Annotated in this window: 25 protein-coding genes; 11 read left to right on the top strand and 14 right to left on the bottom strand. The window is 73.1% G+C overall.

Translation table 11 applies throughout. The features are described 5' to 3' along the window. Positions 1 to 45: 45 nt before the first annotated feature. The 6 genes from ACFVXJ_RS02975 to ACFVXJ_RS02950 form a co-directional block, all read right to left on the bottom strand. Positions 46 to 933, bottom strand: a complete 888-nt coding sequence (locus ACFVXJ_RS02975) for a glycoside hydrolase family 19 protein (RefSeq protein ID WP_389658595.1) — start codon at positions 931 to 933, stop codon at positions 46 to 48. Between the two features lie 211 nt (positions 934 to 1144). Beyond that, positions 1145 to 1555: a rodlin gene (locus tag ACFVXJ_RS02970; RefSeq protein ID WP_389657587.1), complete on the bottom strand. Its 411-nt coding sequence runs from the start codon at positions 1553 to 1555 to the stop codon at positions 1145 to 1147. Between the two features lie 175 nt (positions 1556 to 1730). Further along, positions 1731 to 1922, bottom strand: a complete 192-nt coding sequence (locus tag ACFVXJ_RS02965; RefSeq protein WP_361311931.1) for a DUF5302 domain-containing protein — start codon at positions 1920 to 1922, stop codon at positions 1731 to 1733. An 89-nt stretch (positions 1923 to 2011) separates the two neighbouring features. Next, a complete protein-coding gene (locus tag ACFVXJ_RS02960; RefSeq protein ID WP_389658592.1) occupies positions 2012 to 2287 on the bottom strand; it encodes a hypothetical protein in 276 nt (91 codons plus the stop codon). Next, on the bottom strand, positions 2284 to 2997 hold the full coding sequence (locus tag ACFVXJ_RS02955) for a DUF1524 domain-containing protein (protein ID WP_389657583.1): 714 nt from the start codon (positions 2995 to 2997) through the stop codon (positions 2284 to 2286). Before ACFVXJ_RS02955 ends, ACFVXJ_RS02960 begins: the two co-directional genes overlap by 4 nt. Positions 2998 to 3203: 206 nt before the next feature. Then, positions 3204 to 4709: an MFS transporter gene (locus tag ACFVXJ_RS02950; RefSeq protein ID WP_389657580.1), complete on the bottom strand. Its 1506-nt coding sequence runs from the start codon at positions 4707 to 4709 to the stop codon at positions 3204 to 3206. 136 nt (positions 4710 to 4845) lie between these two features. Here ACFVXJ_RS02950 and ACFVXJ_RS02945 point away from each other — a divergent pair, with 136 nt between their 5' ends. Further along, positions 4846 to 5298 carry a MarR family winged helix-turn-helix transcriptional regulator gene (locus ACFVXJ_RS02945; protein ID WP_389657577.1) on the top strand — a complete coding sequence of 151 codons (453 nt, stop codon included), beginning with the start codon at positions 4846 to 4848 and terminating at the stop codon, positions 5296 to 5298. Positions 5299 to 5350: 52 nt separating this feature from the next. On the opposite strand, the gene ACFVXJ_RS02940 is transcribed toward ACFVXJ_RS02945, so the two are convergent. Then, positions 5351 to 5830, bottom strand: coding sequence for a MarR family winged helix-turn-helix transcriptional regulator (locus ACFVXJ_RS02940; RefSeq protein WP_389657574.1), 480 nt, complete (start codon positions 5828 to 5830; stop codon positions 5351 to 5353). Positions 5831 to 5972: 142 nt separating this feature from the next. Between ACFVXJ_RS02940 and ACFVXJ_RS02935 the strand changes: the two genes are divergently transcribed. Further along, entirely contained in the window at positions 5973 to 6383 is a 411-nt protein-coding gene (locus ACFVXJ_RS02935) for an organic hydroperoxide resistance protein (protein ID WP_389657571.1), read from the top strand. A 186-nt stretch (positions 6384 to 6569) separates the two neighbouring features. Further along, positions 6570 to 6956, top strand: coding sequence for a hypothetical protein (locus ACFVXJ_RS02930; RefSeq protein ID WP_389657568.1), 387 nt, complete (start codon positions 6570 to 6572; stop codon positions 6954 to 6956). 63 nt (positions 6957 to 7019) lie between these two features. Here ACFVXJ_RS02930 and ACFVXJ_RS02925 read toward each other — a convergent pair whose 3' ends face one another. Then, on the bottom strand, positions 7020 to 7442 hold the full coding sequence (locus tag ACFVXJ_RS02925; protein WP_389657565.1) for a hypothetical protein: 423 nt from the start codon (positions 7440 to 7442) through the stop codon (positions 7020 to 7022). A gap of 175 nt (positions 7443 to 7617) precedes the next feature. On the opposite strand from ACFVXJ_RS02925, the gene ACFVXJ_RS02920 reads away from it, so the two are divergent. Genes ACFVXJ_RS02920 through ACFVXJ_RS02910 form a run of 3 tightly spaced genes read left to right on the top strand, consistent with a single transcriptional unit; the run spans position 7618 to position 10429 of the window. Further along, complete coding sequence (locus ACFVXJ_RS02920) at positions 7618 to 8883, top strand: histidine kinase (RefSeq protein WP_389657562.1); 1266 nt, start codon at positions 7618 to 7620, stop codon at positions 8881 to 8883. After that, entirely contained in the window at positions 8871 to 9527 is a 657-nt protein-coding gene (locus ACFVXJ_RS02915; protein ID WP_389657559.1) for a response regulator, read from the top strand. The genes ACFVXJ_RS02920 and ACFVXJ_RS02915 overlap by 13 nt, the downstream gene beginning before the upstream one ends. Continuing rightward, the gene (locus ACFVXJ_RS02910; protein WP_389657557.1) at positions 9524 to 10429 is read left to right on the top strand and encodes a hypothetical protein; all 906 of its coding nucleotides are present in this window, start codon (positions 9524 to 9526) and stop codon (positions 10427 to 10429) included. Before ACFVXJ_RS02915 ends, ACFVXJ_RS02910 begins: the two co-directional genes overlap by 4 nt. 15 nt (positions 10430 to 10444) lie before the next feature. On the opposite strand, the gene ACFVXJ_RS02905 is transcribed toward ACFVXJ_RS02910, so the two are convergent. The 3 genes from ACFVXJ_RS02905 to ACFVXJ_RS02895 all read right to left on the bottom strand — a co-directional run bounded on the left by ACFVXJ_RS02905 (position 10445) and on the right by ACFVXJ_RS02895 (position 13959). Then, a complete protein-coding gene (locus tag ACFVXJ_RS02905; protein ID WP_389657554.1) occupies positions 10445 to 11479 on the bottom strand; it encodes a LacI family DNA-binding transcriptional regulator in 1035 nt (344 codons plus the stop codon). A gap of 85 nt (positions 11480 to 11564) precedes the next feature. Further along, on the bottom strand, positions 11565 to 12998 hold the full coding sequence (locus ACFVXJ_RS02900) for a glycoside hydrolase family 16 protein (RefSeq protein WP_389657551.1): 1434 nt from the start codon (positions 12996 to 12998) through the stop codon (positions 11565 to 11567). Between the two features lie 220 nt (positions 12999 to 13218). Continuing rightward, on the bottom strand, positions 13219 to 13959 hold the full coding sequence (locus ACFVXJ_RS02895; protein ID WP_389658589.1) for an SAM-dependent methyltransferase: 741 nt from the start codon (positions 13957 to 13959) through the stop codon (positions 13219 to 13221). Between the two features lie 258 nt (positions 13960 to 14217). On the opposite strand from ACFVXJ_RS02895, the gene ACFVXJ_RS02890 reads away from it, so the two are divergent. Next, a complete protein-coding gene (locus ACFVXJ_RS02890; RefSeq protein WP_389657548.1) occupies positions 14218 to 14994 on the top strand; it encodes a carbonic anhydrase in 777 nt (258 codons plus the stop codon). A 71-nt stretch (positions 14995 to 15065) separates the two neighbouring features. Then, the gene (locus ACFVXJ_RS02885; RefSeq protein WP_389657545.1) at positions 15066 to 16259 is read left to right on the top strand and encodes a cytochrome P450; all 1194 of its coding nucleotides are present in this window, start codon (positions 15066 to 15068) and stop codon (positions 16257 to 16259) included. Between the two features lie 9 nt (positions 16260 to 16268). On the opposite strand, the gene ACFVXJ_RS02880 is transcribed toward ACFVXJ_RS02885, so the two are convergent. Next, the gene (locus tag ACFVXJ_RS02880; protein ID WP_389657542.1) at positions 16269 to 17831 is read right to left on the bottom strand and encodes an alpha/beta hydrolase; all 1563 of its coding nucleotides are present in this window, start codon (positions 17829 to 17831) and stop codon (positions 16269 to 16271) included. Between the two features lie 222 nt (positions 17832 to 18053). On the opposite strand from ACFVXJ_RS02880, the gene ACFVXJ_RS02875 reads away from it, so the two are divergent. Further along, positions 18054 to 18932 (top strand): RimK family alpha-L-glutamate ligase, encoded by an 879-nt coding sequence (locus ACFVXJ_RS02875; protein ID WP_389657539.1) that lies wholly within the window; start codon positions 18054 to 18056, stop codon positions 18930 to 18932. Positions 18933 to 19111: 179 nt separating this feature from the next. Next, positions 19112 to 21148, top strand: coding sequence for a galactose oxidase-like domain-containing protein (locus tag ACFVXJ_RS02870; protein WP_389657536.1), 2037 nt, complete (start codon positions 19112 to 19114; stop codon positions 21146 to 21148). Here the strand turns inward: ACFVXJ_RS02870 and ACFVXJ_RS02865 are convergent. Further along, positions 21115 to 21735, bottom strand: coding sequence for an L-threonylcarbamoyladenylate synthase (locus ACFVXJ_RS02865; protein WP_389657533.1), 621 nt, complete (start codon positions 21733 to 21735; stop codon positions 21115 to 21117). The two genes, ACFVXJ_RS02870 and ACFVXJ_RS02865, sit on opposite strands and share 34 nt — an antisense overlap. 210 nt (positions 21736 to 21945) lie before the next feature. Between ACFVXJ_RS02865 and ACFVXJ_RS02860 the strand changes: the two genes are divergently transcribed. Then, positions 21946 to 23475 (top strand): DHA2 family efflux MFS transporter permease subunit, encoded by a 1530-nt coding sequence (locus tag ACFVXJ_RS02860; RefSeq protein WP_389657530.1) that lies wholly within the window; start codon positions 21946 to 21948, stop codon positions 23473 to 23475. On the opposite strand, the gene ACFVXJ_RS02855 is transcribed toward ACFVXJ_RS02860, so the two are convergent. Beyond that, positions 23455 to 24252, bottom strand: a complete 798-nt coding sequence (locus ACFVXJ_RS02855) for a hypothetical protein (RefSeq protein ID WP_389657527.1) — start codon at positions 24250 to 24252, stop codon at positions 23455 to 23457. The two genes, ACFVXJ_RS02860 and ACFVXJ_RS02855, sit on opposite strands and share 21 nt — an antisense overlap. Positions 24253 to 24345 lie beyond the last annotated feature (93 nt).

Genomic DNA, 24345 nt, shown 5'->3' with positions numbered 1-24345 from the left:
GTACGGGCCGCGTCCGGCCGCCTACCGGTCCTCTCCCGGGCCCGGTCAGCAGGTGAGGTGGTCGCCCGGGGTGACGCCCAGCACCTGGGTGAAGCTCTGGTAGGCGTTCACCCTGCTCTGGACCTGCGCCGGATTGCCGCCGTTGCACTCCAGGGAGCCGTTGATCGAGCGGATGGTCTCGCCGAAGCCGGCGCCGTTCACCATCGCGGCGTGGGCGGTCATGGTGCCCGGGCCGTTCTGTGTGTTCCAGTACCAGAGCGCCGTCTTCATCGCGACGGCCGGGTCCTGCTCGACGAGGTAGGGGTTGGCGAGCAGGTTGATGCCGAGGGCGTCGCCCGCCGCCTTGTAGTTGAAGTTCCAGCTCAGCTGGATGGGGCCGCGGCCGTAGTAGGCGGCCTGGCCCGCCGGACAGCCGTAGGGCTGGGACACGTCGCAGTAGTGCGGGTAGTTGGCGGTGTTCTGCTCGACGATGTAGACCAGTCCGCCGGTCTCGTGGGAGACGTTGGCGAGGAAGGCGGCGGCCTCGCGCCGCTTGACGGTGTCGTCCCCGGTGTGCGCGAAGGCGGGGTACGCGGAGAGCGCCGCGACCAGCCCGTTGTAGGTGTAGAAGGGGTTCCGGTTCGGGAACATCCGGTTGAACTGGGCCTCGCTGACGACGAAGCCGGAGGGGTCGCCGGTGCCCGGGTCGGGGTCCTGGCCACCGCCGCCGCAGGCGCCTTGGTCCGACCAGACGCCCCACTGTCCGGTGGTGCCCGGGGTCTCGCCCTGGGTCCACCACTTGGCCTGCCAGTTGTGGCCCGCGTACGAGGCGCTCATGCCGTTCGTGTAGACGCCGGAGGCGGTCCAGGAGCCCGCGCAGGCGGGGGCCGCGGCGGCGGGGGAGGCGGGCAGGACGACGGCGAGGCCGAGGGTCACGGCGGCGGCAGCGGCCATGGAGAGGGCGCGGCGACGTAGCGCACGGATCACGGAAGTGCTCCTTCAGTGGGGGGAGTTGTCGCGGGGACGACTACCGCCACTGAAGCGAAAGTGGTCTGAACCTGTCAAGGTCTAGACCAAAGCTGTTGCTTTTGGCGTGTTCGGCTTGCGCACACACGGGACCGGCGTGACGACGAGGGTCGTCACGCCGGTCCGGGGTGAGAACTGATCAGCTGCCGGCGGACAGGTTGCCGGACAGGATCGGGATGTTGTCCGCGATGTGCGAGAGGGGCTCGTCGCCCTTGGCCTGGGTGGAGTTCTCGGTGCACTGCTGGTTCTGCGGGTTCGACAGGACGTTGATGTCCTGGACGCCGATGTTCAGCGCGGCGAGGATCGACTGGGCGTTGACCTTGGCGGGCAGACCGACGCAGAGCTTGTTCAGCGAGCCCTGGACCAGGCTCAGCTGCGGGCTCATGGCGCCATCGGTCTTCTGGTTGCCGTAGATCTGCGCGGCACCGTTGCCGTTGACGGTGTTCACGCCGTTGTCGTTGCCGATCGCCATCGCCGGGGAGGCGGCGACGGCGCCGGCGCCGATGACGGAAGCGGTGACCGCGGCGGTTGCCATGAACTTCTTGAGCATGGTGAGGAATCCTTCTGTCGCATGAGCTGTCCCCGGCGGGTACGTCCAGATCAACTACCGATCCGCCCGGGGGTTATCACCCGTCACCCATGCGGCCCAACGATCCGGGAACCACGCGATGGCGTCCGCTGGGCGGCGCACCCCGCGCGGGGTCCGGACCGCCCGGCGGAACGCGTCAGCCGGTCTTGCGGCGCACCTTCTTGTTCTTGCCGCCGGGGCCGCTGCTGGAGCCCTGCACCTTCGCCCGGCTCTGGTGGGACTGCTGGGCGTGCGCGTTCGCCGCGTTGCGCTCCAGGGCCTCGCGGAACTTGCGCTTGGCCTCCTCGGCGGGGGATTCGTCCTGCGGGGTGTCGGTCTCGTCGGCCATAGGTCCTCCTGCTAGTGATGAAGCCACCTCAGTCTGTCAGCCCACAGCCGCGCTGACCAGCGCGTTCCCCGCGCGGGGCGGCGGACCGGTCAGCTGTGGGGGTGCGGAGCCCCGGCGCCGCCGCCCGCGCGCACGGCCCGCAGGGCCGCCAGGTGGAGCGCGTGGGGGTCCCCGTGGGCGACCGGACTGCCGGTGAGGGTGTACCACTCGTCGGCGTCGAGGTACTGGATCTCGAAGCGGATCTTGCCGTCCGCTCCCGCGACGGTGCGCAGCGTGAGGTCGCCGGTGATCACGCCGACCTCGTCGGTCATGGCGCCGCCGGGTCCGGCGAGGACGTGGTCCTCCCACCGCCGGGGCGCGCTCATGAGGCGCACGTGTCGATCATCGTGGTGAGCATGGCCTTCTCCGGTGGGGTGACGGTCAGCTTGTAGTAGGACTTGACGGTGGTCCAGGCGCGTCCGTACTGGCACCAGCTCGACTTGTCCGGCGGCTGCCACAGGTCGGGGCTCTGGTCGCCCTTCGAACGGTTGGAGGCCGCCGAGACGGCCAGCAGTTGGGGGCGCGTCAGGTCGTTGGCGAACGCCTTGCGCTTGGCGGCGTCCCAGCCGGCCGCGCCGGAACGCCAGCCCTCGGCGAGCGGGACCATGTGGTCGATGTCCAGTTTCGCGGCGTCGGTGATGTCCGCGCCGTCGTACAGGCTTTTCCAGGTGCCGGACACCGCCCGGCACTGTGCGTCCTGGGTGACGTTCTTGCCGTCGCGCCTGAGGACGACCTCGCGGGTGTCGCACTTGTCGCCCTGCTCGGCCCAGTGCGTGAACTTGTCCCGGCTGTAGCCGGCCATCGTGCCCGGTTTGGCGACCACCAGGGCCGCCAGTCGGCTCCGCGCCTCCGCCGCGCCCACCAGGCCGGGCAGTACGTCGCCGGTGACGGGTTTCGCGGCGCCGCCGGCCGGGGGGCCGCCGCCCGCCCCGTCCCGCTTGCCGTCCGCGCTCCCGGCGCTCCCGCCGCACCCGGCGAGTGCGAACAGCAGCACCACGGCCACCGCCACGCCCCGCGGCCCCGCCTGACGACCCATGAACCCACCCCGCCCCGAACTCCGCGCGCTGTCCCGGGGAAGCCTACCCAGCCGAGCCCGTCCCACCGGCCCGGCGCCCTCGCGAACCGCGGTGTGACGGGACCTCACCCGGATCACGCGCGTCGGCTCGGGCCCAATCGCCGCGGCCGGACGCGGACCGCCCCCGGGCAGGAGGACCGGGGGCGGTTCGGTGCGCGGGCGGGGGATCAGACGGCGTCGGCCGTCTCCACCACCTTCAGGGCCGGGGTCTCGCCGGAGGCCACGGGCTCCGACACGCGGGGGCCGTGCCCGTTGCGCAGTCCGATCCAGCTGATCAGGGCGACCAGGGCGAAGGCCGCCGCGCCGATGCCGAACGTGAGGGTGAAACCGGATTCGGCGGGCAGGGCGGGGACGCCGGGCGGAAGGTGCCCGATCGTCTTGGAGGCCAGGATCGTGGTGACGATGGCGCTGCCGATCGCGCTGCCGGTCGAGCGGGAGATCGAGTTGATGCCGTTCGCGATGCCGCTCTGGTGGTGCGGGACGCTCGACATGATGACGGCGGGCATGGCGGCGTAGCCGAAGCTGACGGCCGCGCCGACGACGACACCGGCGCCGATCACCGAGAAGGTGTGGCCGTGGTCGAGGGCCAGCCAGCCGAAGCCGACGGCGCCGAGCCCGGCGGCCAGGGCGAGCGCGACGCGCGGGCCGCGGTGGCGGACCAACTGGCCGCCGACGGGCGACGCGAGCAGCGAGACGATCGCACCGGGCAACAGGAATTGGACGGAGGCGCGCAGGATCGACGCGTCGAATCCGTACCCGGTCAGCGCCTTCGGCATCTGCACGAGGTAGGAGACGCCGAGGAAGTTCGCGAACATGCCGAACCCGACGAGGATGCCGGCGAGGTTGGCCATCAGGACCGGGCGGTGGACGAACATCCGCATGTCGACCAGGGGCTCGCGCACCTTGCGCTCGACCAGGACCCACACGGCGGTCATCACGGCGGCGCCGGCGAAGCTGCCGAGGGTACGGGCGGAGGACCAGCCCCACTCGTGGCCCTGGGAGATGGGCAGCAGGAGCAGCAGCAGGGCGATGCCCAGAGTCAGCGCGCCGAGGAAGTCGGTGCGGCCGCCGGTCTTGTGCCGGGTGGCCGGAACCAGGAACAGGACCGCCAGGAGGGCGAGGGCGGCGAAGCCGGTCGCCATCCAGAAGGCGTTGCGGTAGTCGGCGCCGTCACCGGAGGTCAGCAGGCCGGTGGCGACCAGCGCCAAGCCGCTGCCGAACGCGAGCGTGCCGCTGACCAGCGCCATGGCACCCGGCAGCTTCTGCGGCCGGACCTCTTCGCGCAGGACCGAGAGGGCCAGCGGGAAGATCGCGGTGGCCGCGCCCTGGAGGACCCGGCCCAGGATGAGCAGCGGCAGCGAGGTCGCGAGGGCGGCGACGACGGAACCCGCGACCATGACGGCGAGTACGGCCACCAGGGTCGGCTTCTTGCCGTGCTGGTCGCCGAAGCGGCCGAGCAGGGGCGTGAAGACGGCGGCGGAGAGCAGGGTGGCGGTGGTCACCCAGCTGACGTTGGCGGTCGAGGTGCCGAGGTCGTTGCGGATCAGGCCCAGGATCGGGACGGGCAGGGTCTGCATCATCGACACGACCATGGCGGCGAGGCTCAGGGCGAAGACGATGACCGTCTCGTTCCCGGGTCTGGCGGCGGAGGGGGCGGATGCGGCGGTGCTCATGGCTGGCAGGACCTTCTTAACGCTTCAGACGCAGATGTTTTATCTCATCAAGTACATGGATGAAGGTAGACGCCAATAGTTAAGGAGGTCAAGTAAACAATTGATAATGGCAACCTTCTTGCGTACGCTCGCCCGTATGAGTGCCACCACCGGACCGGTCGTCCCCCCTCGCCCCACCAAGCTCCAGCTGCTGGAGCTGCTCGCCGCCATCGGCACCGCCCAGTGGCGTGATTTCGCGGCGGCCGCCGCCCGGTACGGCCTCACCTCCACCCAGGCCAGGGTCCTCGCCCAGCTCGAAGGGCCGGTGCCGATGCGGGGTCTGGCCACCCTGTTGGTGTGCGACGCGTCCAACGTCACGGGCATCGTCGACCGGCTGGAGGCGCGCGAGCTGGTGCGGCGCCAGCCGTCCCCGGTCGACCGGCGCGTGAAGCACGTGGTCGCCACGGACGAGGGCCGGGACATCATCAGGCGGGTGCGCGAGGAGATGCAGGCGACGCACGGCGCGCTCGACGCCCTCGACGAGGAAGAGGGCGCGACGCTCTACGCCCTCCTGGAGCGGCTGCGGCCCGCCATGGAGAAGGACGCCTGAGCGAACCGGTCGGACCGGTCGGACGGGGTGGGCCCGGCGGGCCCGAAGGGGTTTAGGGCTCCTCGTCGAGGGCGGCGGCGTCCAGGGTCGCCGTGAGACGGTTCAGACGTGCCTGGAGGTCGCGGATCTCCTCCAGCTCGAATCCCGTCGCCACCGCGATACGGCGGGGCACCTCCACGGCGCGGGCGCGCAGCGCCGCGCCTTCCTCGGTCAGTACGGCGTGGACCGAGCGCTCGTCCTCCGTGCTGCGTTCGCGCCGCACCAGGCCGGCCCCTTCGAGCCGCTTGAGCAGCGGCGACAGCGTGCCCGAGTCGAGCCGCAGGTGCTGCCCCAGCTGCTTGACGGGCGTCGAGCCGTGCTCCCACAGCACCAGCATCACCAGGTACTGGGGGTAGGTGAGGCCGAGGTCCTTGAGGACCACCCGGTAGAGGCCGCCGAAGGCGCGGCTCGCGGCGTTGAGCGCGAAGCAGATCTGCCCGTCCAGGCGCAGGAAGTCCTGGTCGCGGAGGGCGGCGGTGGGCTGCTTGGTCATGTGGGCCAGTGTACCGGGTGACTACTTGCGGGCCATTGAGTTGTGCACAACTGAATTGTGTGGTCTATTGGTGGAGGCGGTCGGTTCACCGGCCGCAGAGGTTCACCTCGAACCGCCTTGCCACCTCCCGAGAGGAACTCCGATGGACGCGCTGTACACCGCTGTCGCCACCGCCAACGGCCGTGAGGGCCGCGCCGTCAGCTCCGACGGCCAGATCGACCTCGCGTTGGCCATGCCGCCGGCGCTCGGCGGCAACGGGCAGGGAACCAATCCCGAGCAGCTCTTCGCGGCCGGCTACGCCGCCTGCTTCGCCAGCGCGCTCGGCCTCGTCGGCCGTCAGGCCAAGGTCGATACCGGTGACGTCTCCGTCACCGCCGAGACCTCCATCGGGCAGGACGGCTCCGGTTTCGGGCTGGCCGTCACCCTGCGCATCGAGCTCCCCGAATCCCTCGCCGGCGAGACCGGCGCCCTGCTGGTCAAGCAGGCGCACGAGGTCTGCCCGTACTCCAAGGCGACCCGCGGCAACATCCCCGTGCAGCTCGTCATCGAGTAGCAGATCCCCGCGCGACCCTCGCGGCACCGCACCCGCCGCGACGGCCCCTCCGGCGCCCCCGTCCACGGGGGCGCCGGAGGCGTCTGCGGCGCCGGTCAACTCCCATGACATACAGCCTGATTGAGGGCAGGGGGAAGTGTGCCGGATCGGCTGCACGCGGCAGCGCCCCACCACTACCGTGGCGGCATGAGCGCCGATGAACTCGACCCCCGGGACGTGTGGCCGTTGCCGCCGGCCTGGATGTTCGACTGCACCGACTGTTTTCGCCTCTACCGGTCCATGAAGCGCATCGAGCGGGTCACCGAGGAGATGTGGCTGACGGGGCAGCGGGGGATCGACCCGGACCCCGCGGACAGCGGACCCGGCTCGCGGATCCGGCTCGCCCGCCATCTGGCCGTCAGCCACGAGAGCCTGCTGCCCGAGTGGGCACCCGAATGCGAGCGCTGTGGCGACCACGAACGCAGACTCGCGCACGCCGACGGCTCGGAGTTCGCTCTCGCGGCCGCCCAGGTGGCCGCCGAACACCGGGCCGCGCACCTCTTCGTCCCGCCCCGCGGACTGGGCCTCGTCTGACCGACGGCGCACCTCTGACCGACGGCGTACCTCTGTCCGACGGCGCGCCGGGGCGGCACGTGCCTACCGGGGCGCCGCGCCCCGGGCCGCGACCACGGCGCAGGCCACCGCGAGCGGCAGTTCCGCACCCGCCGCCAACAGCAGCGCCAACCCCTGGCCGCCGGTCCCGAGCGAGGTCGTGACGTCGAACCAGGCGTCCACCGCCAGCAGCGCGGCCGTCGCCGCCGCCACCGGAGCGGCGCGGGGGTCCCGTCGCCGCAACAGCAGTCCGGCCCCCATGAGTCCGGCCGACAGCATCGCGTCCAGACCGATCCAGGCGGTGGCCCAATGGGACACCCCGGCGCTCCCGGGCAGGGTCTTCGCCGGCACGATCATCCACGGCAGCAGCGCCACCCCCGCCCCGGCGAACACCACGGCCGTCCGGTCGCCGGTCCGTCCGGAGGCCGTGCTGGGGGCGGCGGGGAAGTACGGGACGGTGAGGGCCATGGCCAGGGTCTCCTTCCGGCCCGACGGTCCGTCCGCGGGGCACACCCAACCCTCGTCGCCCACGCGGCGAAGATCAGTAACCCCACGGTCCGAACCCGGGGTGGTGCGGGCTACACCCCCGCGCGGGTGCCTGCGTGGTCGTACGCCTCGGACCGGTGCGATTACCGTATGGGCCATGGCACTTCGCGGCGCGCTCGGGCGTGCGTACACCCGGGTCGCCGCGCACGCCCCCTGGTCGGCGCGGGCATGGCGCAACACGTCCTTCGCCGCGGCCGCCATACCGCCCGCGCTGCCCGTCCCCGCCGGCATCGGCGTCCTCGCGGCGAGCCCCGGGCACAGCCCGCTACCGCTGGTCGCCGCGCTGATCCTGTGCCCGCTGCTCACGCCGCTCCAGCGCAGCCGCTTCCGGGCGCTGCTCGACATCGACGTCCCGGCGGTGGTGCGCGAACACCGGTGGTGGACACCGCGCGGCATGGGCGAGCGGCTGGGCTCGGAAGCGACCTGGCGACAGTACGGTTACCACCTCCTCGTCAGCCCCGTCGCGGCGGCGGCGGGCGCCGCCCTCGTCCTCACCTGGGCAGCCGGCGCCGTCTGCGCCACCGTCTACGGATGGTCCTTCCTGCTGCCCGGACCGGGACCCGGGGGCACCTTCGGCTGGACCGGGTCATACGACGTGATCACCGTCGCGGGCGGCCTGGCCCTGCTCGCCGCGCCCTGGGCGGCGGCCCTCGTCGCCCGCCTCGATTCCTTCGCGGCGGGAGCCCTCCTCGGACCCAACCGGGCGAGCGCGCTGCTGCGCCGCGTGGAAGACCTCGCCGAGAGCCGGGCCGGTGTGCTCGACGCCGCCGACCTCGAACGCCGCCGCATCGAACGGGACCTGCACGACGGGGCCCAACAGCGCCTGGTCTCGCTCGCCATGAACCTCGGGATCGCCCGCGCCACCCTCCCGGACCTGCCGCCCGAGGCCAAGGCCGTCATCGACGAGGCCCACCGCGAGGCGAAAGAGGCGATCGAGGAACTGAACAACCTCGTACGGGGCTTGCACCCGGCCGTCCTGGAGGACCGCGGACTCGACGCGGCGCTCTCCGGCATCGCCGCCCGCGCGCCCCTCCCCGTCGACCTGTCCGTGGACATCGCCGAACGACCCGGCCCGACCGTGGAGGCCGTCGCGTACTTCGTGGTCTCCGAGGCCCTCGCCAACGTCGCCAAACACGCCCGCGCCGACCGCTGCGCCGTCCGCGTCCGGCAGGCCCCCGACGACCACACCGGGCTGCTGCGCATCACCGTCACCGACGACGGTGTGGGCGGGGCGGACCCGTCCGCCGGCACCGGACTGACCGGTCTGCGCAAGCGGGTAGGGTCGGTCGACGGAACGATCAAGATCGACAGCCCTCGCGGGGGCCCGACCGTCATCACCGTGGAGCTGCCGTGCGCGCCGTGATCGCCGAGGATTCCGTCCTGCTGCGGATAGGACTGGTCAAAGTCCTCGAAATGGCGGGATTCGAGGTGGTCGCCGAAGCCGGTGACGCCGAGGCCGTGCTCGCCGCGGTGGAGGAACACCGGCCCGATCTCGCGCTGCTCGACGTCCGCATGCCTCCCGGCTTCACCGACGAGGGAGTACGCGCCGCACTGATGATCCGCCGGCAGAGCCCGGGGACCGCCGTCCTGTTGCTCTCCCAGTACGTCGAAGAGCGCTACGCCGCCGACCTGCTGTCGGGCGAGAACACCGCGGGCATCGGCTACCTCCTCAAGCAACGGGTCGCGGACGTGGAGGAGTTCATCGATGCCCTGCGCCGGGTCGCGGCCGGCGGCACCGCCCTCGACCCCCAGGTCGTCGCGCAGCTCCTGCTGCGCCGGCGCGGCGGACCGGACCCGCTGGAGCGGCTGACCCCGCGCGAACGCGAGGTCCTGGCCCTGATGGCGGAGGGCCGCTCCAACGCGGCCATCGCGGCCGGACTCGTCGTCGGCGAGAGCGCGGTGGCCAAACACATCAACAACATCTTCGCCAAGCTGGACCTGCCTCCGGCCGACGGCGCCCACCGCCGCGTCCTCGCCGTCCTGCGCTTCCTCGACGGCGCGGCATGACCCCGCTCGACGCGCCCGCGTCCCCGGCCGCGGCCCCGAGTCGGCCGGGGCGCCATCGCGCGTGGCACCGCCGCGCCTGGCTCCTCGCGGCACTCGCCGGTGCGCTGCTGGTCCTCGTACCGGCAGGCCGGACGGCGTGGACGCACACCGTCCGACAGGGCCGGGTCGTGGTCGGCGACAGCGGGGGATCGCCCGTGCGGGCGCTGGAGATCGTCGGCCGCGGCGCGGACATCACCCTCACCCCGCGCGCCGACGAGGCCGTCGCGTACCGGGCGGAACTCGGCTGGTCCGGCAAGCCGCCCGCCGTCGAGCAGAGCCGGCTCGGCGACACCCTGCGGCTGACCGTGCGCTGCCCCGGCGATCCGGGCGACCTCGGCGATCCGGGACCCGGCGCCGGCGGGTCGGGCGGGTCCGCCGCCTCGGGCGCCGGCGCCGGCTGCGACGTCCGGCTCGCGGTGACCGCCCCGGCCGGCATTCCCGTACGGGTGTCCGCCGGTTCGGGGCGGGTCGACATCAGCGGCATGGCGGGCCCCGTCGACGCCTCCGTGGCCTCCGGCACCCTGAACCTCCTCGGCCTGCGCGGCGCCCTGCGCGCCCGGACCGGCTCCGGCGCCCTGACCGCCACCGGCCTGACCTCCGCCCGGGCCGACATCGCGGCCGACTCGGGCCGCGCGCAGGCCGTCTTCCTGGCCCCGCCCGAGGAGGTCACCGCCCGGGTCGGCTCCGGCCGGCTCGACCTCGCCTTCCCCCCGGCCACCCGCCTGCGCGTCGACGCCCGCGCGGGCTCGGGCGTCTGCGAGGTCGCACCGGCCCTGCGGGACCCGTCTTCCCCGCACACCCTGACCGTCTCGGCGGAGTCGGGCCGGGCCGAGGCCCGCACGGGCAGCACCGCCCCGGACTGACCGGCTCCACCGGCCTCAGGCCGAGGCCCGCCGCACCAGTACGGTCGGCGTGATCACCGGCTGCGGCGGTCGCGGAGAGCCCAGCGTGCCGAGCAGCAGCCGTGCCATCAGACGGCCCATCCCCTCGACGTCCTGGCGGACCGTGGTCAACGGCGGATCCGCCGCCTCCGCCACCCGCTCGGTGTCGTCGAAGCCGACGACCGCCACGTCCCCCGGCACGTCGAAGCCCCGCTCGCGGAGCACCGCGAGGGCGCCCGTCGCCATCAGGTCGTTCGCGGCGAACACCGCGTCGAGGGCCGGTCGGCGCTCCAGCAGCTCCCGCATCGCGCGGGCCCCGCCCGCCGGCGTGAAGTCACCCACCGCGACCAGCGCGGGATCGCCGCCGACCACCACGTCCCGGTAGCCGTCGAGCCGGTCCGTCGCGGAGGTCTGGTCGAGCGGGCCCGCGATGTGGGCCACGCTCCGCCGGCCCCGGGCGAGCAGGTGGCGCACCGCCTCCCGCGCGCCGCCCCGGTTGTCGGCGTCGACGTAGGGGTCGCCGGGGTCGCCGGGGCCGGCCGTCCAGCCCGGCCGACCGCCGTACACCGTGGGCATGCCGATCCGGCGGGTGATCTCGGGCAGCGGATCGTCGGTGTGCAGGGAGAAGGCGAGCGCCCCGTCGACGTGGCCCCCCGCCAGGTATCGCTCGATCCGTTCGTAGTCCCCCCGGTCCTCGACCATGAGCAGCACCAACTGCGTGTCCTGCGCGGTGAGTTCGCGGCTGATACCGCGAATCTGGCGGGAGAAGAACGGGTCGGAGAAGATCCGTATCTCCGGCTCGGGGATGATCACGGCCACCGCCCCGGTGCGCCGGGTCACCAGGGTGCGGGCCGCGTGGTTCGGTACGTAGCCGAGCTCGCGCACGGCCTCGCGGACCTTGTCCACCAGGTGCGCGCGCACCCCGTCGCCGCCGTTGACGACCCGGGAGACCGTGGCCCGGGACACCCCGGCCAGCGCGGCCACGGCCTCCAGGGTGGGGCGGTCCCCGGGGACACGAAGCTGTTCGGGCACGGGCGCTCCTCACGCGGGCCGGGCGTTGCCTTGCCGCGCAGCAGGTTAACCCGTACCGCCGGGGGTCCCCGGCGGTACGGCCCGCTCAGTGGCCGAAGTCGAACCAGTTGACGTTCACGAAGTCGGCCGGTTGGCCGCTGGTGAAGGTCAGGTAGACGTCGTGGGTGCCGGTGACGGCGCTGATGTTGGCCGGTACCGTACGCCAGCTCTGCCAACCACCGGTCCCGGCGACGGAGAAGCTGCCGACCGGTGGGCTCGTCCGGCTGTCGAGGCGGACTTCCACGAGCCCGCTGACCCCGCCGGCCGCACCGCTCGCGACCCGCCCGTAGAACTGCCGGGCCGCGGTGGTGCCGAAGTCGACGCCCTTGTACACGGCCCAGTCGCCGTTGGCGAGCGAGGCGAGGTCCTGACCGCCGCCGGTGTCGGACGTGGTTTCCTCGGCCGTGCCGGCCTGGTCGTCGTACGACTCGGCCTGGATGGCGGCGTAGGCGTTCCGTCCCCCGGCGGGCGGCGTCGTAGGCGGGGTCGTGGGCGGGGTGGTGGGGGGAGTGGTGGAGCCGCCGGTCTTCTGGAGTACGGACACGTAGTCGACCACCATCGGGTGGCCGGGCTCGGTGCCGGCGTCGGGGCCGCCGCCGAAGGCGTCGGGGAAACCGCCGCCCATGGCCACGTTCAGGATGATGAAGTAGCCGTGGTCGGTGGCGTTCGACCAGGTCGTGGCGTCGACCTGGTTCGCCTTCACCGTGTGGAAGTTGACGCCGTCGAGGTAGAAGCGCATCTCCTCCACGGCCGTGGACCGGTCCCATTCCACCGCGTAGGTGTGGAAGCCGCCCTGACAGGTCGAGCCGGTGCAGGCGCGCTGGCCGCCGATCCCCGAGGTCTCGTTGCACGGGCCGCCCGGGCTGGTCCCGCAGTGCATGGTGGCCCACTCGTTGTTGAGCCCCTGGACGTTCTCCATGATGTCCAACTCGCCGATGCCCGGCCAGTTCCACCAGTTGCCCCGGTACGGGGCCCCGAGCATCCAGAACGCCGGCCAGTAGCCCTTCGCCGCGGCGCCGGTCACGTTCGGCAGCTGGATGCGGGCCTCGGTCCGCAGGGTGCCACCGGCCGGGGGCCGGAAGTCGGAGCGCTTGCTCTCCACCCGGGCCGAGGTCCAGTTGCCGGCCGCGTCCCGACGGGGGGTTATCCGAAGGTTCCCGGCGCCGTCGAGCGAGACGTTCGACGGGTCCGCCGTCATCGTCTCGATCTCGCCGGTACCGAAGCCGGTGGGGCCGCCGGGGTAGCCGCGGCCGGTCGTGTACTGCCAGTCGGCGGTGTTCACGCCGGAGCCGGCGGCGCCGTCGAAGTCGTCCAGGAACACCCGGGACCAGCCGGCCGGGGCCGGGGGAGCGGCGGCGTTGGCGGGCGGGGTGACGGCCACGGCCGCGGCGGCCGCCACCGCCACGGCCAGCGTGCCCAGGGCGGCCGTGACGGAACGGCGGGTGGGGGGACGGCGCCTTCTGCCGGATGTCTCACGCATGGGTGGGGGCCCTCTCTGCGTGCGCCCTGGGGGCGCGGTGGGGGGAGGTGCGGGTTGCGGCCACCGTTCTGAGAGCGCTCTCAGAACGGCGACCGCCCGCCACTGTGCTCCGCGGCACGAGGACCGTCAAGAGATGGAACCGTGAAAGCCCCGAGCCGGTAAGGGAGTTCATTGGTTGAAGGGAGCGGCGCGGGGCAGTCACGGACCGGGGGCCGGCCCGCTACCGGTCGGACGTCCGGCGCAGGACCAGGGAGACGAAGCCGAAGGTGTCCCGGTAGACGTGCAGCCATTCGGAGCGCCGGGCGGAGGCCGTTTCGAGGGCCTCGGCGGCGTCGGGATCGGCGGGCCGGTCAAGGGCCCATGACGCGAGCGATCCCCAGCAGGACCATTCGTAGTCGTCCAACTCGCGGCGCGTGCTGACGTGCCCGTCGACGGGCGTCCACCCGTCGGCGACGACGCGGTCCACGGTGGTCGCCAGGTCGGTGAACTCCCCGAGCATCTCGACGGCCGCACGCGAGGGTTCGCGGTCCCAGAACCCTTCCCCGATCAGGACGCGGCCACCGGGAGCCAGGAGCCGGCGCGCCGCGGCGAGGGTGGGCAGCAGGCCGCCGAACGCGTGCGTGGCCCCGACGCTGAGTACGAGGTCGAACGGCTCGGCCGGGGCGAAATCCGCGGCCGACCGGTGGTGGAGGACGAGGCGTTCGCGAACGCCGAGGCGGCTCGCGGCCCGGCCGGCCTGCGCCAAGGCGTCCTCGGAGATGTCGACGCCTTCGGCGTGCAGGCGGGGATGCGTTTCGAGGGCGCGCAGCAGCCACTCCGCGGTGCCGCAGCCGAGGTCGAGCACGCGGGCGTCGGCGCGGAAGACACCGTGTTCCAGGAGTCGGCGCACCGACCCGTCGTCGAGCGGAGCCTTGATCGGGTGGTCGGCATGGGCGATTCGGGATATCTGTTCACGGTCCACCGGCGCAGCCTGCCGGCGGGCGAAGCCGGAGCGCACCTGGTTTTCGCGGGCCCGGCGACTGCGCGGCGGCTGCCCGGCGGTGCCGTTGGCGGTGCCCGGCCCGATGCCCCACCGGATGCCGCGCCCGGTCGGCATCCTCGGCGCGCCCCGTCCACGAGCTGAGACGTCGCACGGGATCGAGCCGAGTCCCGGGAACGATCGCGCCAATCGCCTCCCGCGGGCGGGGCGTACGCCGTCCCGACCGGATACCGTCCGCCGATGAATTCGAACAAAGTCCCCTCGTTCGAGCGTGCGTCCGCGCACGCCTCCGGGCCGGCGCCGCGTGCGCCCAGCCGCCGGACCGTGCTGCGCACCGCCGTCGCGGGAACGGCCGTCACCGGCTCGGTGCTCGGCCTCGGCTCCGTCTTCCCGGCCTCCGCCACGCCCGCCGGACCCCCGGCGGGACGGCGCCCGAACACCCCGGACCAGGCCCTGCGCGAACTCGCGGCCGGCAACCGGCGCTGGCGGACGTACCGTCAGGAACACCCGCACGAGTCCGCTTCCCTGCGCGTGCGGCTCACCCGGGCGCAGCACCCGTTCGCGATCGTGCTGGGCTGCGTCGACTCGCGCGTCCCCCCGGAACTCGTCTTCGACCAGGGGCTCGGCGACCTGCTCACCGTACGGTCGGCGGGCGAGGTGCTTGACGAGGCCGTGCGCGGCAGCGTCGCCTACGGCGTGCTGGAACTGGCCATCCCCCTGGTCCTGGTCCTGGGCCACCAGTCCTGCGGGGCGGTCGGGGCCGCCGTCCACGCCGAGGAGACCGGCGAGCCGCTGCCGGCGCACATCCAGTACCTGGCCGACCAGATACGACCCTCGATCGACCACGCGCAGCACGGCGACGCCCGCGTCGACGCCACCATCGACGCCCACGCCCGGCGCACCCGCGACCTGCTGTCCGCCGACCCGGACATCGCCCGCCGGATCGCGACGGGCGAACTCGCCGTGGCCGCCGCCCGATACCGACTCGTCGACCAGCGGGTGAGCGTACTGGCCTGACCCCGTGCCGGTGGCCGCGCCTGGCCGGAAACAGCGCGTCCAGGCGGGCGTGGCCGCCGTACTGTGGAGTAATGCCTGTAGTAGACATCAGTTCCGGCGCCGAGAACTTCCACGCCGATCCGTACAGTTTCTACGCCATGCTGCGCGAAAGGGGCCCGGTCCACCAGGTCGTGATGAACGACCGCTTGAAGGAGCCGAGTTGGCTGGTCGTGGGACACGACGAGGCGCGCCAGGCCCTCAACCACCCCGCGCTGCTCAAGGACTGGCGGAAGACCGACCTGTTCCCGGACGTCGCGGTGACGGCCGCCAACGCGAACATGCTGGAATCCGACCCGCCGCACCACACCCGGCTGCGCCGCCTGGTCGCACGGGAGTTCACCGCACGCCGCATGGAAGCGATGCGGCCACGGGTCCAGGAGATCACCGACCGCCTGCTGGACGACATGGCGGCCCGGCCGGAGCGCCGCGCCGACCTGATCAAGTCACTCGCGTTCCCGCTGCCCATGACCGTGATCTGCGAACTGCTGGGCGTGCCCGACCTGGACCGCGAGCGCTTCCGCCAGTGGTCCAACGAGGTGGTGGCCCCCGGCGAGAACAGCGTGCCCGGCGCCGCGCACGAGCAGCTCAGCGCCTTCCTCGCCGAACTCGTCGAGGTCAAGGCCAAGACGCCCGGCGAGGACCTGCTCAGCGCCCTGATCCGCACCCGTGACGAGGACGGCGACTCCCTGTCCGAGGAGGAGCTGATCGGGATGGCCTTCCTGCTGCTCGTCGCCGGACACGAGACGACGGTCAACCTCATCTCCAACGGCGTACGGGCCCTGTTCGCCCACCCGGCTCAACTCGTTGAACTGAGAGCCGACTTCGACGGTCTCCTGCCCGGCGCGGTCGAGGAGATGCTCCGCTACGACGGTCCCGTGCAGAACGCCACCTACCGCTACGCGGGTGAGGACGTGGCGATCGGCGGTGTCGTCATCCCGGCCGGGGCGAACGTCCTCGTCTCGCTGGCCGCTGCCGACCGCGATCCCGCCCGGTTCGGGGAACCCGACACCTTCGACATCCACCGCGCCCCCCAGGGCCACCTCGCCTTCGGCCACGGCCTGCACTTCTGCCTGGGCGCCCCGCTGGCCCGGATGGAGGGCCGCATCGCGATCCGGAGCCTGCTGGAGCGCTTCCCGGACCTGGCCGAGGACCCGGCCGGCGGCCCCCCGGCCTGGCTGGCGGGCAGCCTGATGAGGGGCGTCAGCCGGCTGCCCGTCCGCTGGTAGCACCCGCCGTCAGTGCCCCGCCTGCCTGCTCGCCGGCTGCGGATCAGGCAGCGCGCCACCGGCGCACCGGGCGTCCTCGGCGGGCAGGACGCCGTCGAGGAGGTAAGCCTCGACATGGGCGTCGACGCACGGGTTGTGGTTCTGGAACTGGCCGTGGTCACCGCCGTCCACGGTGATCAGTCGCGAGCCGGCCAGTCCGCGGTGCGCGCGCACCGCCGACTCGTAGTACGTCGCCGGGTCGTTCGTCGAGTTCAGCATGAGCACGGGTGGCAGACCCTCGCCGGTGACCTTGACCCGCGGCGTCCGGGTGACCGGCCAGTCGGCGCAGACCGCGGCGAAGGTCAGCTCGCGCGCCCCGGCGAGCGGGTGGGCGTCCGTGGCCCGGGCGCTGTGCTCCCGCCAGTACCGGGCGTCCCGCGTCCACGGGGTGTCCCCGCAGGTGACCGAGAAGAAGTCGGCGGCGAAATCGGCGCCCAAGGGGTGGGCGAGCCGCGCGGCCACGGCCCGGCGTACGTCCGTCGGAGCCTCGTCGGGGTGGGCGAGGACCCCCAGGAGCGTCGCGAGGCCCTCGAATCCGTCCCCCGCGTTGTAGATCGAGTTCGTCGTCGCCGCGTCGAGGTGGTTGGCCGTGACGACCGTCCCCTCGATGGTCGACGGGTGCGCGCTCAGGGCGGCCCGCAGCCGCTCGAATCCGGCCCGGGCCTCGGCGGGGGTGGCGCCCTGGTGGTAGGTGGAGTCGTGGGCGGCCAGCCAGGGCAGGAAGTCCTCCTCGAACCTGCGCTGGAAGCTCATCGGTTGACCGGTCATGAACGACTGCCAGGTCCCGGTGAAGTCGACGTTGCTGTCGAGCACCACCCGCTCCACGCGGCGCGGGAACTCGGTGGCGTAGTAGGCCCCCAGGAACGTCGCGTAGGAAGGACCGTAGTAGGAGATCTTCCCGGCGCCCAGGAGGTCCCGGTACAGGTCCATGTCGTGCGCCGCCTGATCGGTGGTGATGTACGGCAGCAGGTCGCCCGAGCGGCGCCGGCAGTCGTCCACGAAGCCCCGCGCCCGTTCGACGGTCCGGCGGTCCGCCTCGGGGGAATGGTCGCGCAGGTCGCCGCTGCCGAACAGCGCGTCGACCGTGCCCTGGTCCGAGCAGACGACACGGGTGCTCGCGCCGACCCCGCGCTGGTCGAAGCCGACGATGTCGTACGCCTCCGCCAACCGCGGGCTGTACGAGGCCAATCGCGCCGACCGGCCCAGCCCCGACGCCCCGGGGCCGCCCGCCGCCACCATCAGCACGCCCCGGCGCTTGGCCGGATCCGCCGCGGGGAGCCGGTCCACCGCCACGTGCAGGTCCGGCCCGGAGCCCGGGTGGTACCAGTCCCGGGGTACGGTCATCGTGGCGCACTCCAGCGGGCCGTCGGCGCAGGGGTGCCACTCCAGCCGCTGGTGGCGGTACCGGTCCGGCACGGGCGGGGCGGCCCCCGCCGGCGCGGCGCCCGCGGCGCCGGCCGGCAGGACCGCGGCCGCCAGCGCCCCGCACAACGCGGTCGCCGCCCATCGCACGGGCTTCCTGAACAAGCGCATCTCTTCCTCTTCCCCCTCGAACCTTCCGGACGCGTCGATCGTCGCCCGAGGGGGCCGCCGTCTTCGATCCCGCAGGCACCCGGACCGAAGGTGGTGGCAGGACCACCGTGCCGGGCGGGCCGGGACCGGAGGCGGGCACCGCGGCGGGGCGGCGGTGGGGAGGACCTGACGGACCGTGACCGACACCATGACCGAGGCCGCGCCACCCCCTAGAGTCGTGCCATGACCACGACGCTGCCCCGAGTCGCCCTGGCCACCTCCGGCCCTGGGATGGCCTACGACCCCGATCTGCCGTTGATGCTGCGGGCGCTCGGTGAGCGGGGGATCGACGCCGTGGCGGTGGCCTGGGACGACACCGGATTCGACTGGGCCCGGTGCGCCGCCGTGGTCATCAGGTCGACCTGGGACTACGTCGAGCGGTGGCCGCGGTTCCTGGAGTGGGTCGACGCGGTCGCCGCCGTCACCCGGATCGACAACCCGGCGAGCGTGGTTCGCTGGAACACCGACAAGCGCTACCTGGGCGACCTCGCCGCACAGAGGGTCGCGGTCGTTCCGACGCGGTTCGTCGCCCCCGGTGAGGAAACCTTCCTGCCCGAGCACGGCGACTTCGTCGTCAAGCCGTCCGTGTCGGCGGGGGCCCGGGACAGCGCCCGCTACACCCCCGCCCAGCACGACCTCGCGGCGCGGCACGTCGCCGCGCTGCACCGCGCCGGTTCGACCGCCATGGTGCAGCCGTACCTGACCCGGATCGACGAGGGGGAGCGGGCGCTGGTCTTCCTCGGGGGCGCCTTCAGCCACGCGCTGCGCAAGGGGCCGGTCCTGGGCGAGAGCGGCGTCATCGACAACGACCGCGTCGCCCACCCCGACCTGGTGTCGCATCGGCCGTCGGCCGCCGAGCTCGCCCTCGCCCGGGCCGCGCTGGCGGCCGTCCCGGGGCGGGAGCCCCTCCTGTACGCGCGGGTGGATCTGGCCCCGTCGGACGACGGGACGCCGGTGGTGATGGAGCTGGAACTGGTGGAGCCCAACCTGTTCACGGCCCACAGCCGGTCCGGTTCGGCCCGCTTCGCCGACGTCGTCCGCGAGCGGGTCACGGCGGGCTGACCGGGTCACCGCGGGGCCACCCCGGCCCGGCGGGTCGACGGGGCCCCCGGCGGGCGCGGGCCGTTCGGGTAACCGGGCCGTTCGGGGAACCGGGCCGGTCATCGGCCCGGTCACACGCGGACATGTGCGCCAATTCTCCTACCATGGGCGCTTTGTCGGTGGTCACCGCGAGGAGTCCCATGTCCCCATACCCCGTCTCCGCCGGTCGGTCCGCCGGTCGGACCACCCCGCGCGGGCGGCCCGCCGCGTCCCTGCGCCTGTTCGCGACGGCCCTGGTGGCCACCGGCGTCCTCGCCACCACCGCGCCCGCCCTCGCCTCGGCCCCCGCCCTCGCCTCGGCGCCCGCCCACGACGACAGCCACCACCACGACGACACCCGCCACCACGAAGGAACCCACCACGGCGCCGGCACCGACCCCCTCGGTGAACCCGCCCTGCCCGGCGAGGCCGCCGTCCTCGGCGAGGACCACGCCCGCGCCCACGCCGGCCGCAGGCGGGCCGTCGACGCCCTGCGCGAGTACCCCCAGTCGTGGCGCACCGCCGGCCTGGCCTCGCTGCGCGCCTCTCAGCAGCGGCTCAACGCCGGTTTCGCCGCACCGCTCTTCGGCCGCTTCACCGACTACTTCCCCTCGCCCGACTTCGGCGTGCACGTGGCCCAGCTACCCACCGGCAAGGTGCTGCTCTTCTCCTTCGAACGGGTGGAGGTCAACCCGACCAAGGAGACCGGCCCCACCGACCGGATCGGCCGCACCAACGCGGGCCGGGCCTACCTCTGGGACCCCGCCAAGGGCACCGGCCGCTCGGCGTTCAAGAAGGTGCCCCCGCCCACGGTGCTGATGCCGGACGGCACGTTCGTCCCGCGCCCCGCCCCCTTCTTCTGCGCGGGCCACTCCTACCTGCCCAACGGCATGGTCGGCGTCTTCGGCGGCAACGGCGGCGGCAAGGGCGGTACGGGGGCCAGGCTCTCCTTCGTCTTCGACCCGTGGACCGAGACCTGGTACCGCAATCGCGACCTGGCGGTGGGCCGCTGGTACCCCTCCGTGGTCACCGGCGCCGACGGCCGACAGCTGATCATGTCCGGCCAGGACGAACGCGGCACCGGGCACCCGACCCCGGTGGTCGAGCGCTTCCCGGCGCGCGGCCACCGCGTGCCCTGGCGCCCGTACGACATCGCGGCGGGCGTCCCCGCCGAGCGGTTCGCGGCGGACGCCCCGTTCCGCAACGACTACCCGCACCTGTTCTCGCTCCGGGACGGCATGATCTACGGTCTGGGCCGCGACGCCGACCAGCAGTGGGTGTTCGACCCGGTGAAGGAGACCCGCGGGGATCTGCCCCGGCGGCCGGCCGACTTCCGCGGCTACGGCTCGGCCGTCGCGCTGCCCGCGGGCCTGCGCGGGCCGGACTCCGTCCTGGTGCTGGGCGGCGACCCGCACGACCCGTCGACCTACCGGCTGTCCGGCGGGGCCTGGAAGACCGACACCCCCCGGGCGTTCGGCCGCACCCAGGACGACACCCTGATCCTGCCGGACGGCACCCTCCTGACCGTCAACGGGGCACTCGACACCAGGAACTACGGGTACGGGCCGTTCAACCCGAAGGCCGACCTCAAGTACCGGCGGATCGAACTGCGCGACGCCCACGGCCACTGGAGCCTGGGACCGGCGCAGCGGCTGCCGCGCGGCTACCACTCCAACGCCCTCGTGCTGCCCGACGGACGGGTGATGATCACCGGCGACGAACTCCAGCAGATCGCCAACGACCCCGACATCGGGGACGGGATGGACGGCAGCGTCGAGCTCTACGAGCCGCCCTACCTGCACCGAGGTCCCCGCCCCGCCCTCGACCGGGCACCGCGCGGCGAACTGGCCTACGACGCGGAGTTCACCGTCCGCACCTCCACCCCCGGGGACGTGACACGCGCCGTCCTGCTGGCCCCCACGACGGTCACCCACGCCGTGAACACCAGCCAGCGACACCTGGAGCTGCGCCGGACCGCGACCGCCGGCGACACCCTCACCCTGCGCACCCCGCCCACGGCGGCCGACGCCCCGCCCGGGTACTACATGCTGTTCCTGCTCGACTCCAAGGGCGTCCCGAGCACGGCGCGCTGGATCAAACTGGGCCCGAGGCCGGGCCGCCGCCCAGGCACCGCGACCCGGGCCGCCGCCGGGGCGGGGGCGGCCTACTCGAAGCGGGACGTGTCGCCCGCGCCGTAGCGGACGATCTCGGCTCCGCCGCCCGAGAAGTCGATGACGGTCGTCGGCTTGGTCCCGCACTCGCCCGAGTCGACCACGATGTCCACCACGTGGTCGAGCCGCTCCTTGATCTCCCAACCCTGTGTCAGCGGCTCGGGCTCGTCGGGCAGGAGCAGGCTGCTGGACAGCAGCGGTTCACCGATCTCCGCGAGCAGGGCCTGGACCAGCGTGTGGTCCGGGATGCGGACCCCGACCGTCTTCTTCTTCGGGTGCAGCAGTTGGCGGGGCACTTCCTTGGTGGCGGGCAGGATGAAGGTGTAGCTGCCCGGCGTGGCCGCCTTGATCGCGCGGAACACGTCGTTGTCGATCTGTACGAACTGGCCGAGCTGCGCGAAGTTCTGGCAGACGAGGGTGAAGTGGTGCCGGTCGTCGAGGTGGCGGATGGAGCGGATCCGGTCGAGACCGTCACGGTTGCCCAACTGGCAGCCCAGCGCGTACAGGGAATCGGTCGGATACGCGACGAGCGCGCCGGAGCGGATGCTGTCGGCCACGTTGCCGATCGTGCGCTGCTGGGGGTTCTCGGGGTGCACATCGAAGTACTTCGCCATCCGCCGAGCCTACGGGATCGTCCCGCCCCGCCGATGCACGCGCCCGCGCGCCCGCCCCCGGCCGGGGCCCGCCGGGCGGTCGCGCTGGTCCGTCCGGACGGCATCGTGGCGTGGCGCGCGGGGGAGGGGGCGGGCCCGGGGGCGCCGTTCGCCCACTGTCGAAGCAGACATCCCGTCCGTCAGTACGAGTGCAATCCACGGAGTGCCACCTTGTCGACTGAACCCACCGGTCCCGGGACCAGCACCACCGCCGACGTTCCGGGCGCCGCAGCGCCGCCCGACGCACGCCGCTGGTGGATCCTCGCGGTGATCGGCCTTGCCCAGATCATGGTCGTCCTGGACGCCACCATCGTGAACATCGCCCTGCCCTCCGCCCAGCTCGACCTGGGGTTCTCCGACGGTCGGCGACAGTGGGTGGTGACCGCGTACGCCATGGCCTTCGGCAGTCTGCTGCTGCTCGGCGGCAGACTCGCCGACCTCTTCGGGCGCCGGCGCGCCTTCGTCATCGGCCAGGCCGGTTTCGCGCTGTCCTCCGCGGTGGGCGGCTCGGCCGCCACCTTCGGTCTGCTGGTCGGCGCGCGCGCCTGTCAGGGCGCGTTCGCGGCCCTGCTGGCGCCCGCGGCCCTGTCCCTGCTCACCACGACGTTCACCACCCCCGCGGACCGGGGCAGGGCCTTCGGTGTGTACGGGGCGCTGGCCTCCTCCGGAGGGGCGGTGGGACTGCTGCTGGGCGGTGTGCTCACCGAGCACCTCAGTTGGCGCTCCACCCTGTACGTGAACGTGCTCTTCGCCGTCGCCGCCGTGATCGGGGCGCTCCTGCTGCTCCCGCCACATCCCGCCGTCGCCCGGACCCGGCTGGACCTGCCCGGTACCGCCCTGGCCTCGACGGGCCTGTTCTGCGTCGTCTACGGGCTCGCCGGGGCGGGCTCCCACGGCTGGACGGCGCCGCGCGGCGGGGGCCTGCTCTGCGCCGGCGTCCTGCTGATCGCCGCGTTCGCCGCGTGGCAGGGTCGCTCCCCCCATCCGCTGCTGCCCCTGCGGATCGTGCTCGACCGGGTCCGGGGCGCGGCCCTGCTGGCCATGTTCATCGCCGGTGTCGCCACGTTCGGGGTGTTCCTGTTCCTGACGTTCTACCTCCAGCACACCCGGGGCTACGGGCCGGCCAGGACCGGTCTGGCCTTCCTGCCGATGTCCGGGGCGATCATGCTCAGTGCGATGGGCAGTGGGAGCGCCCGGCTGCGCAAGGTGGGCGGCCGCACCCGCGTCGCCGGGGGGATGCTGCTCGCGGCGTGCGGGATGGCATGGCTGACCCGGCTCTCGGTCGACGGGTCCTACCTGATCGAGGTGTTGCCGGCGCAGATCGTCGCCGGCCTCGGAGTGGGGCTGTTGACGGCGGCGGCCATGAACCTCGCCACGGCCGGGATCGCGCCCGGCGAGGCCGGCGCCGGCTCCGCCGTGGTCAACTCGATGCGTCAGGTCGGTGGTTCGGTCGGCACGGCCCTGATGAGCACCTTCGCGGCCGGCGCGACCGCCGGTTACCTGGCGACGCACCGGCAGCCCGGGCCGCACACCGCGGCCCGGGCTGCTGTGGAGGGCTGTCACGCCGCGTTCACGGCTTCGGCGGCGATCTTCGCCGTCGGAGCCGTCCTGACGTGGTTCATGCTGCCCGAGGGGCTTACGGTGGGGCGGCGCCACGGCCGCCCCGCCGAGCACGCGGCATCAGAGGCAGTTCGCGACTGAGCTGCGGATGCGGTCGCCGGTCGAGAAGTGCTTCACCTTGCAGTGGTTGGTGCCGATGCCGCCGTCGACCTGCCCGTAGCCGGGGCCGATGGTCAGGACGGTGTCGTTCTGGCCGCGGACCTGGTCGTCGCCGGGACCGCCCAGGATGATGCCGGCGGACTCCGAGCCCACCGACTTGCTCTCGATGATGTCGTCGTTGGCGCCGCCGAGGACCCGGCCGCCGAGGTCGACGTTGCCCGTGTGGATCACGTCGTTGCCGTCGTTGCCGAAGACCTGGCCGCCGCCGCGCTCGTACTCGCCGGGGGTTCCCAGCACGCTGCCGGTGGTGATCTTGTCGTCACCGTGGTCGCCGTAGACGGCGGCCCCGTGCGCCGCCGTGCCGACGACGAGGGCGGTGATGATCGTGTCGTTGCCCAGGCCGCCGCGCACCGTCGAATTGCCGTTGCGCGGGAAGAGGTTGTTGACCTGGAGCGTGTCGTCGCCCTCGCCGCCGAGCACCTGGGCGTCGATGAGCATGCCCTTCACCCGGATGTTGTCGTTGCCGCCCTTGCCGTCGATGATGGCGTTCTCGACGTCGTTCTCGCACACGATCGTGTCGGGGCCGTTCGTGCCCTCCACGATCGGTCCCGGCCGGGCCTCCTTGCCGTTGACGTAGCACCAGTGGGACGGCAGGGGTTCGGCGGCCGTGGCCGGCCCCGCGGCGAGCGAGGCGGTGGTGGCCACCGTGGCGGCCAGGGCATACGTCGCGGTGCGAAGCGTGCGGCGAGTGCGCAGCATGGAGTCTCCCGAGCGTGGTGATGGGTTGGAAAGGGTGGAGCGGTGCCCCGGCCGTGGTCGGCCGGCCGGCCGACCCGTGGATCCGCGGGCCCG

The sequence above is a fragment of the Streptomyces sp. NPDC058279 genome (assembly GCF_042881255.1).
Taxonomy (GTDB): Bacteria; Actinomycetota; Actinomycetes; order Streptomycetales; family Streptomycetaceae; genus Streptomyces.
This window is presented reverse-complemented; position numbering and strand designations above follow the sequence as displayed.

What these genes read in the sequence shown, in the direction of transcription:
- ACFVXJ_RS02975 (WP_389658595.1), bottom strand. Translation starts at nt 933, where the DNA reads ATGGCCGCTGCCGCCGCCGTGACCCTCGGCCTCGCCGTCGTCCTGCCC.
- ACFVXJ_RS02970 (WP_389657587.1), bottom strand. Translation starts at nt 1,555, where the DNA reads ATGCTCAAGAAGTTCATGGCAACCGCCGCGGTCACCGCTTCCGTCATC.
- ACFVXJ_RS02965 (WP_361311931.1), bottom strand. Translation starts at nt 1,922, where the DNA reads ATGGCCGACGAGACCGACACCCCGCAGGACGAATCCCCCGCCGAGGAG.
- ACFVXJ_RS02960 (WP_389658592.1), bottom strand. Translation starts at nt 2,287, where the DNA reads ATGAGCGCGCCCCGGCGGTGGGAGGACCACGTCCTCGCCGGACCCGGC.
- ACFVXJ_RS02955 (WP_389657583.1), bottom strand. Translation starts at nt 2,997, where the DNA reads ATGGGTCGTCAGGCGGGGCCGCGGGGCGTGGCGGTGGCCGTGGTGCTG.
- ACFVXJ_RS02950 (WP_389657580.1), bottom strand. Translation starts at nt 4,709, where the DNA reads ATGAGCACCGCCGCATCCGCCCCCTCCGCCGCCAGACCCGGGAACGAG.
- ACFVXJ_RS02945 (WP_389657577.1), top strand. Translation starts at nt 4,846, where the DNA reads ATGAGTGCCACCACCGGACCGGTCGTCCCCCCTCGCCCCACCAAGCTC.
- ACFVXJ_RS02940 (WP_389657574.1), bottom strand. Translation starts at nt 5,830, where the DNA reads ATGACCAAGCAGCCCACCGCCGCCCTCCGCGACCAGGACTTCCTGCGC.
- ACFVXJ_RS02935 (WP_389657571.1), top strand. Translation starts at nt 5,973, where the DNA reads ATGGACGCGCTGTACACCGCTGTCGCCACCGCCAACGGCCGTGAGGGC.
- ACFVXJ_RS02930 (WP_389657568.1), top strand. Translation starts at nt 6,570, where the DNA reads ATGAGCGCCGATGAACTCGACCCCCGGGACGTGTGGCCGTTGCCGCCG.
- ACFVXJ_RS02925 (WP_389657565.1), bottom strand. Translation starts at nt 7,442, where the DNA reads ATGGCCCTCACCGTCCCGTACTTCCCCGCCGCCCCCAGCACGGCCTCC.
- ACFVXJ_RS02920 (WP_389657562.1), top strand. Translation starts at nt 7,618, where the DNA reads ATGGCACTTCGCGGCGCGCTCGGGCGTGCGTACACCCGGGTCGCCGCG.
- ACFVXJ_RS02910 (WP_389657557.1), top strand. Translation starts at nt 9,524, where the DNA reads ATGACCCCGCTCGACGCGCCCGCGTCCCCGGCCGCGGCCCCGAGTCGG.
- ACFVXJ_RS02900 (WP_389657551.1), bottom strand. Translation starts at nt 12,998, where the DNA reads ATGCGTGAGACATCCGGCAGAAGGCGCCGTCCCCCCACCCGCCGTTCC.
- ACFVXJ_RS02890 (WP_389657548.1), top strand. Translation starts at nt 14,218, where the DNA reads ATGAATTCGAACAAAGTCCCCTCGTTCGAGCGTGCGTCCGCGCACGCC.
- ACFVXJ_RS02885 (WP_389657545.1), top strand. Translation starts at nt 15,066, where the DNA reads ATGCCTGTAGTAGACATCAGTTCCGGCGCCGAGAACTTCCACGCCGAT.
- ACFVXJ_RS02880 (WP_389657542.1), bottom strand. Translation starts at nt 17,831, where the DNA reads ATGCGCTTGTTCAGGAAGCCCGTGCGATGGGCGGCGACCGCGTTGTGC.
- ACFVXJ_RS02875 (WP_389657539.1), top strand. Translation starts at nt 18,054, where the DNA reads ATGACCACGACGCTGCCCCGAGTCGCCCTGGCCACCTCCGGCCCTGGG.
- ACFVXJ_RS02870 (WP_389657536.1), top strand. Translation starts at nt 19,112, where the DNA reads ATGTCCCCATACCCCGTCTCCGCCGGTCGGTCCGCCGGTCGGACCACC.
- ACFVXJ_RS02865 (WP_389657533.1), bottom strand. Translation starts at nt 21,735, where the DNA reads ATGGCGAAGTACTTCGATGTGCACCCCGAGAACCCCCAGCAGCGCACG.
- ACFVXJ_RS02855 (WP_389657527.1), bottom strand. Translation starts at nt 24,252, where the DNA reads ATGCTGCGCACTCGCCGCACGCTTCGCACCGCGACGTATGCCCTGGCC.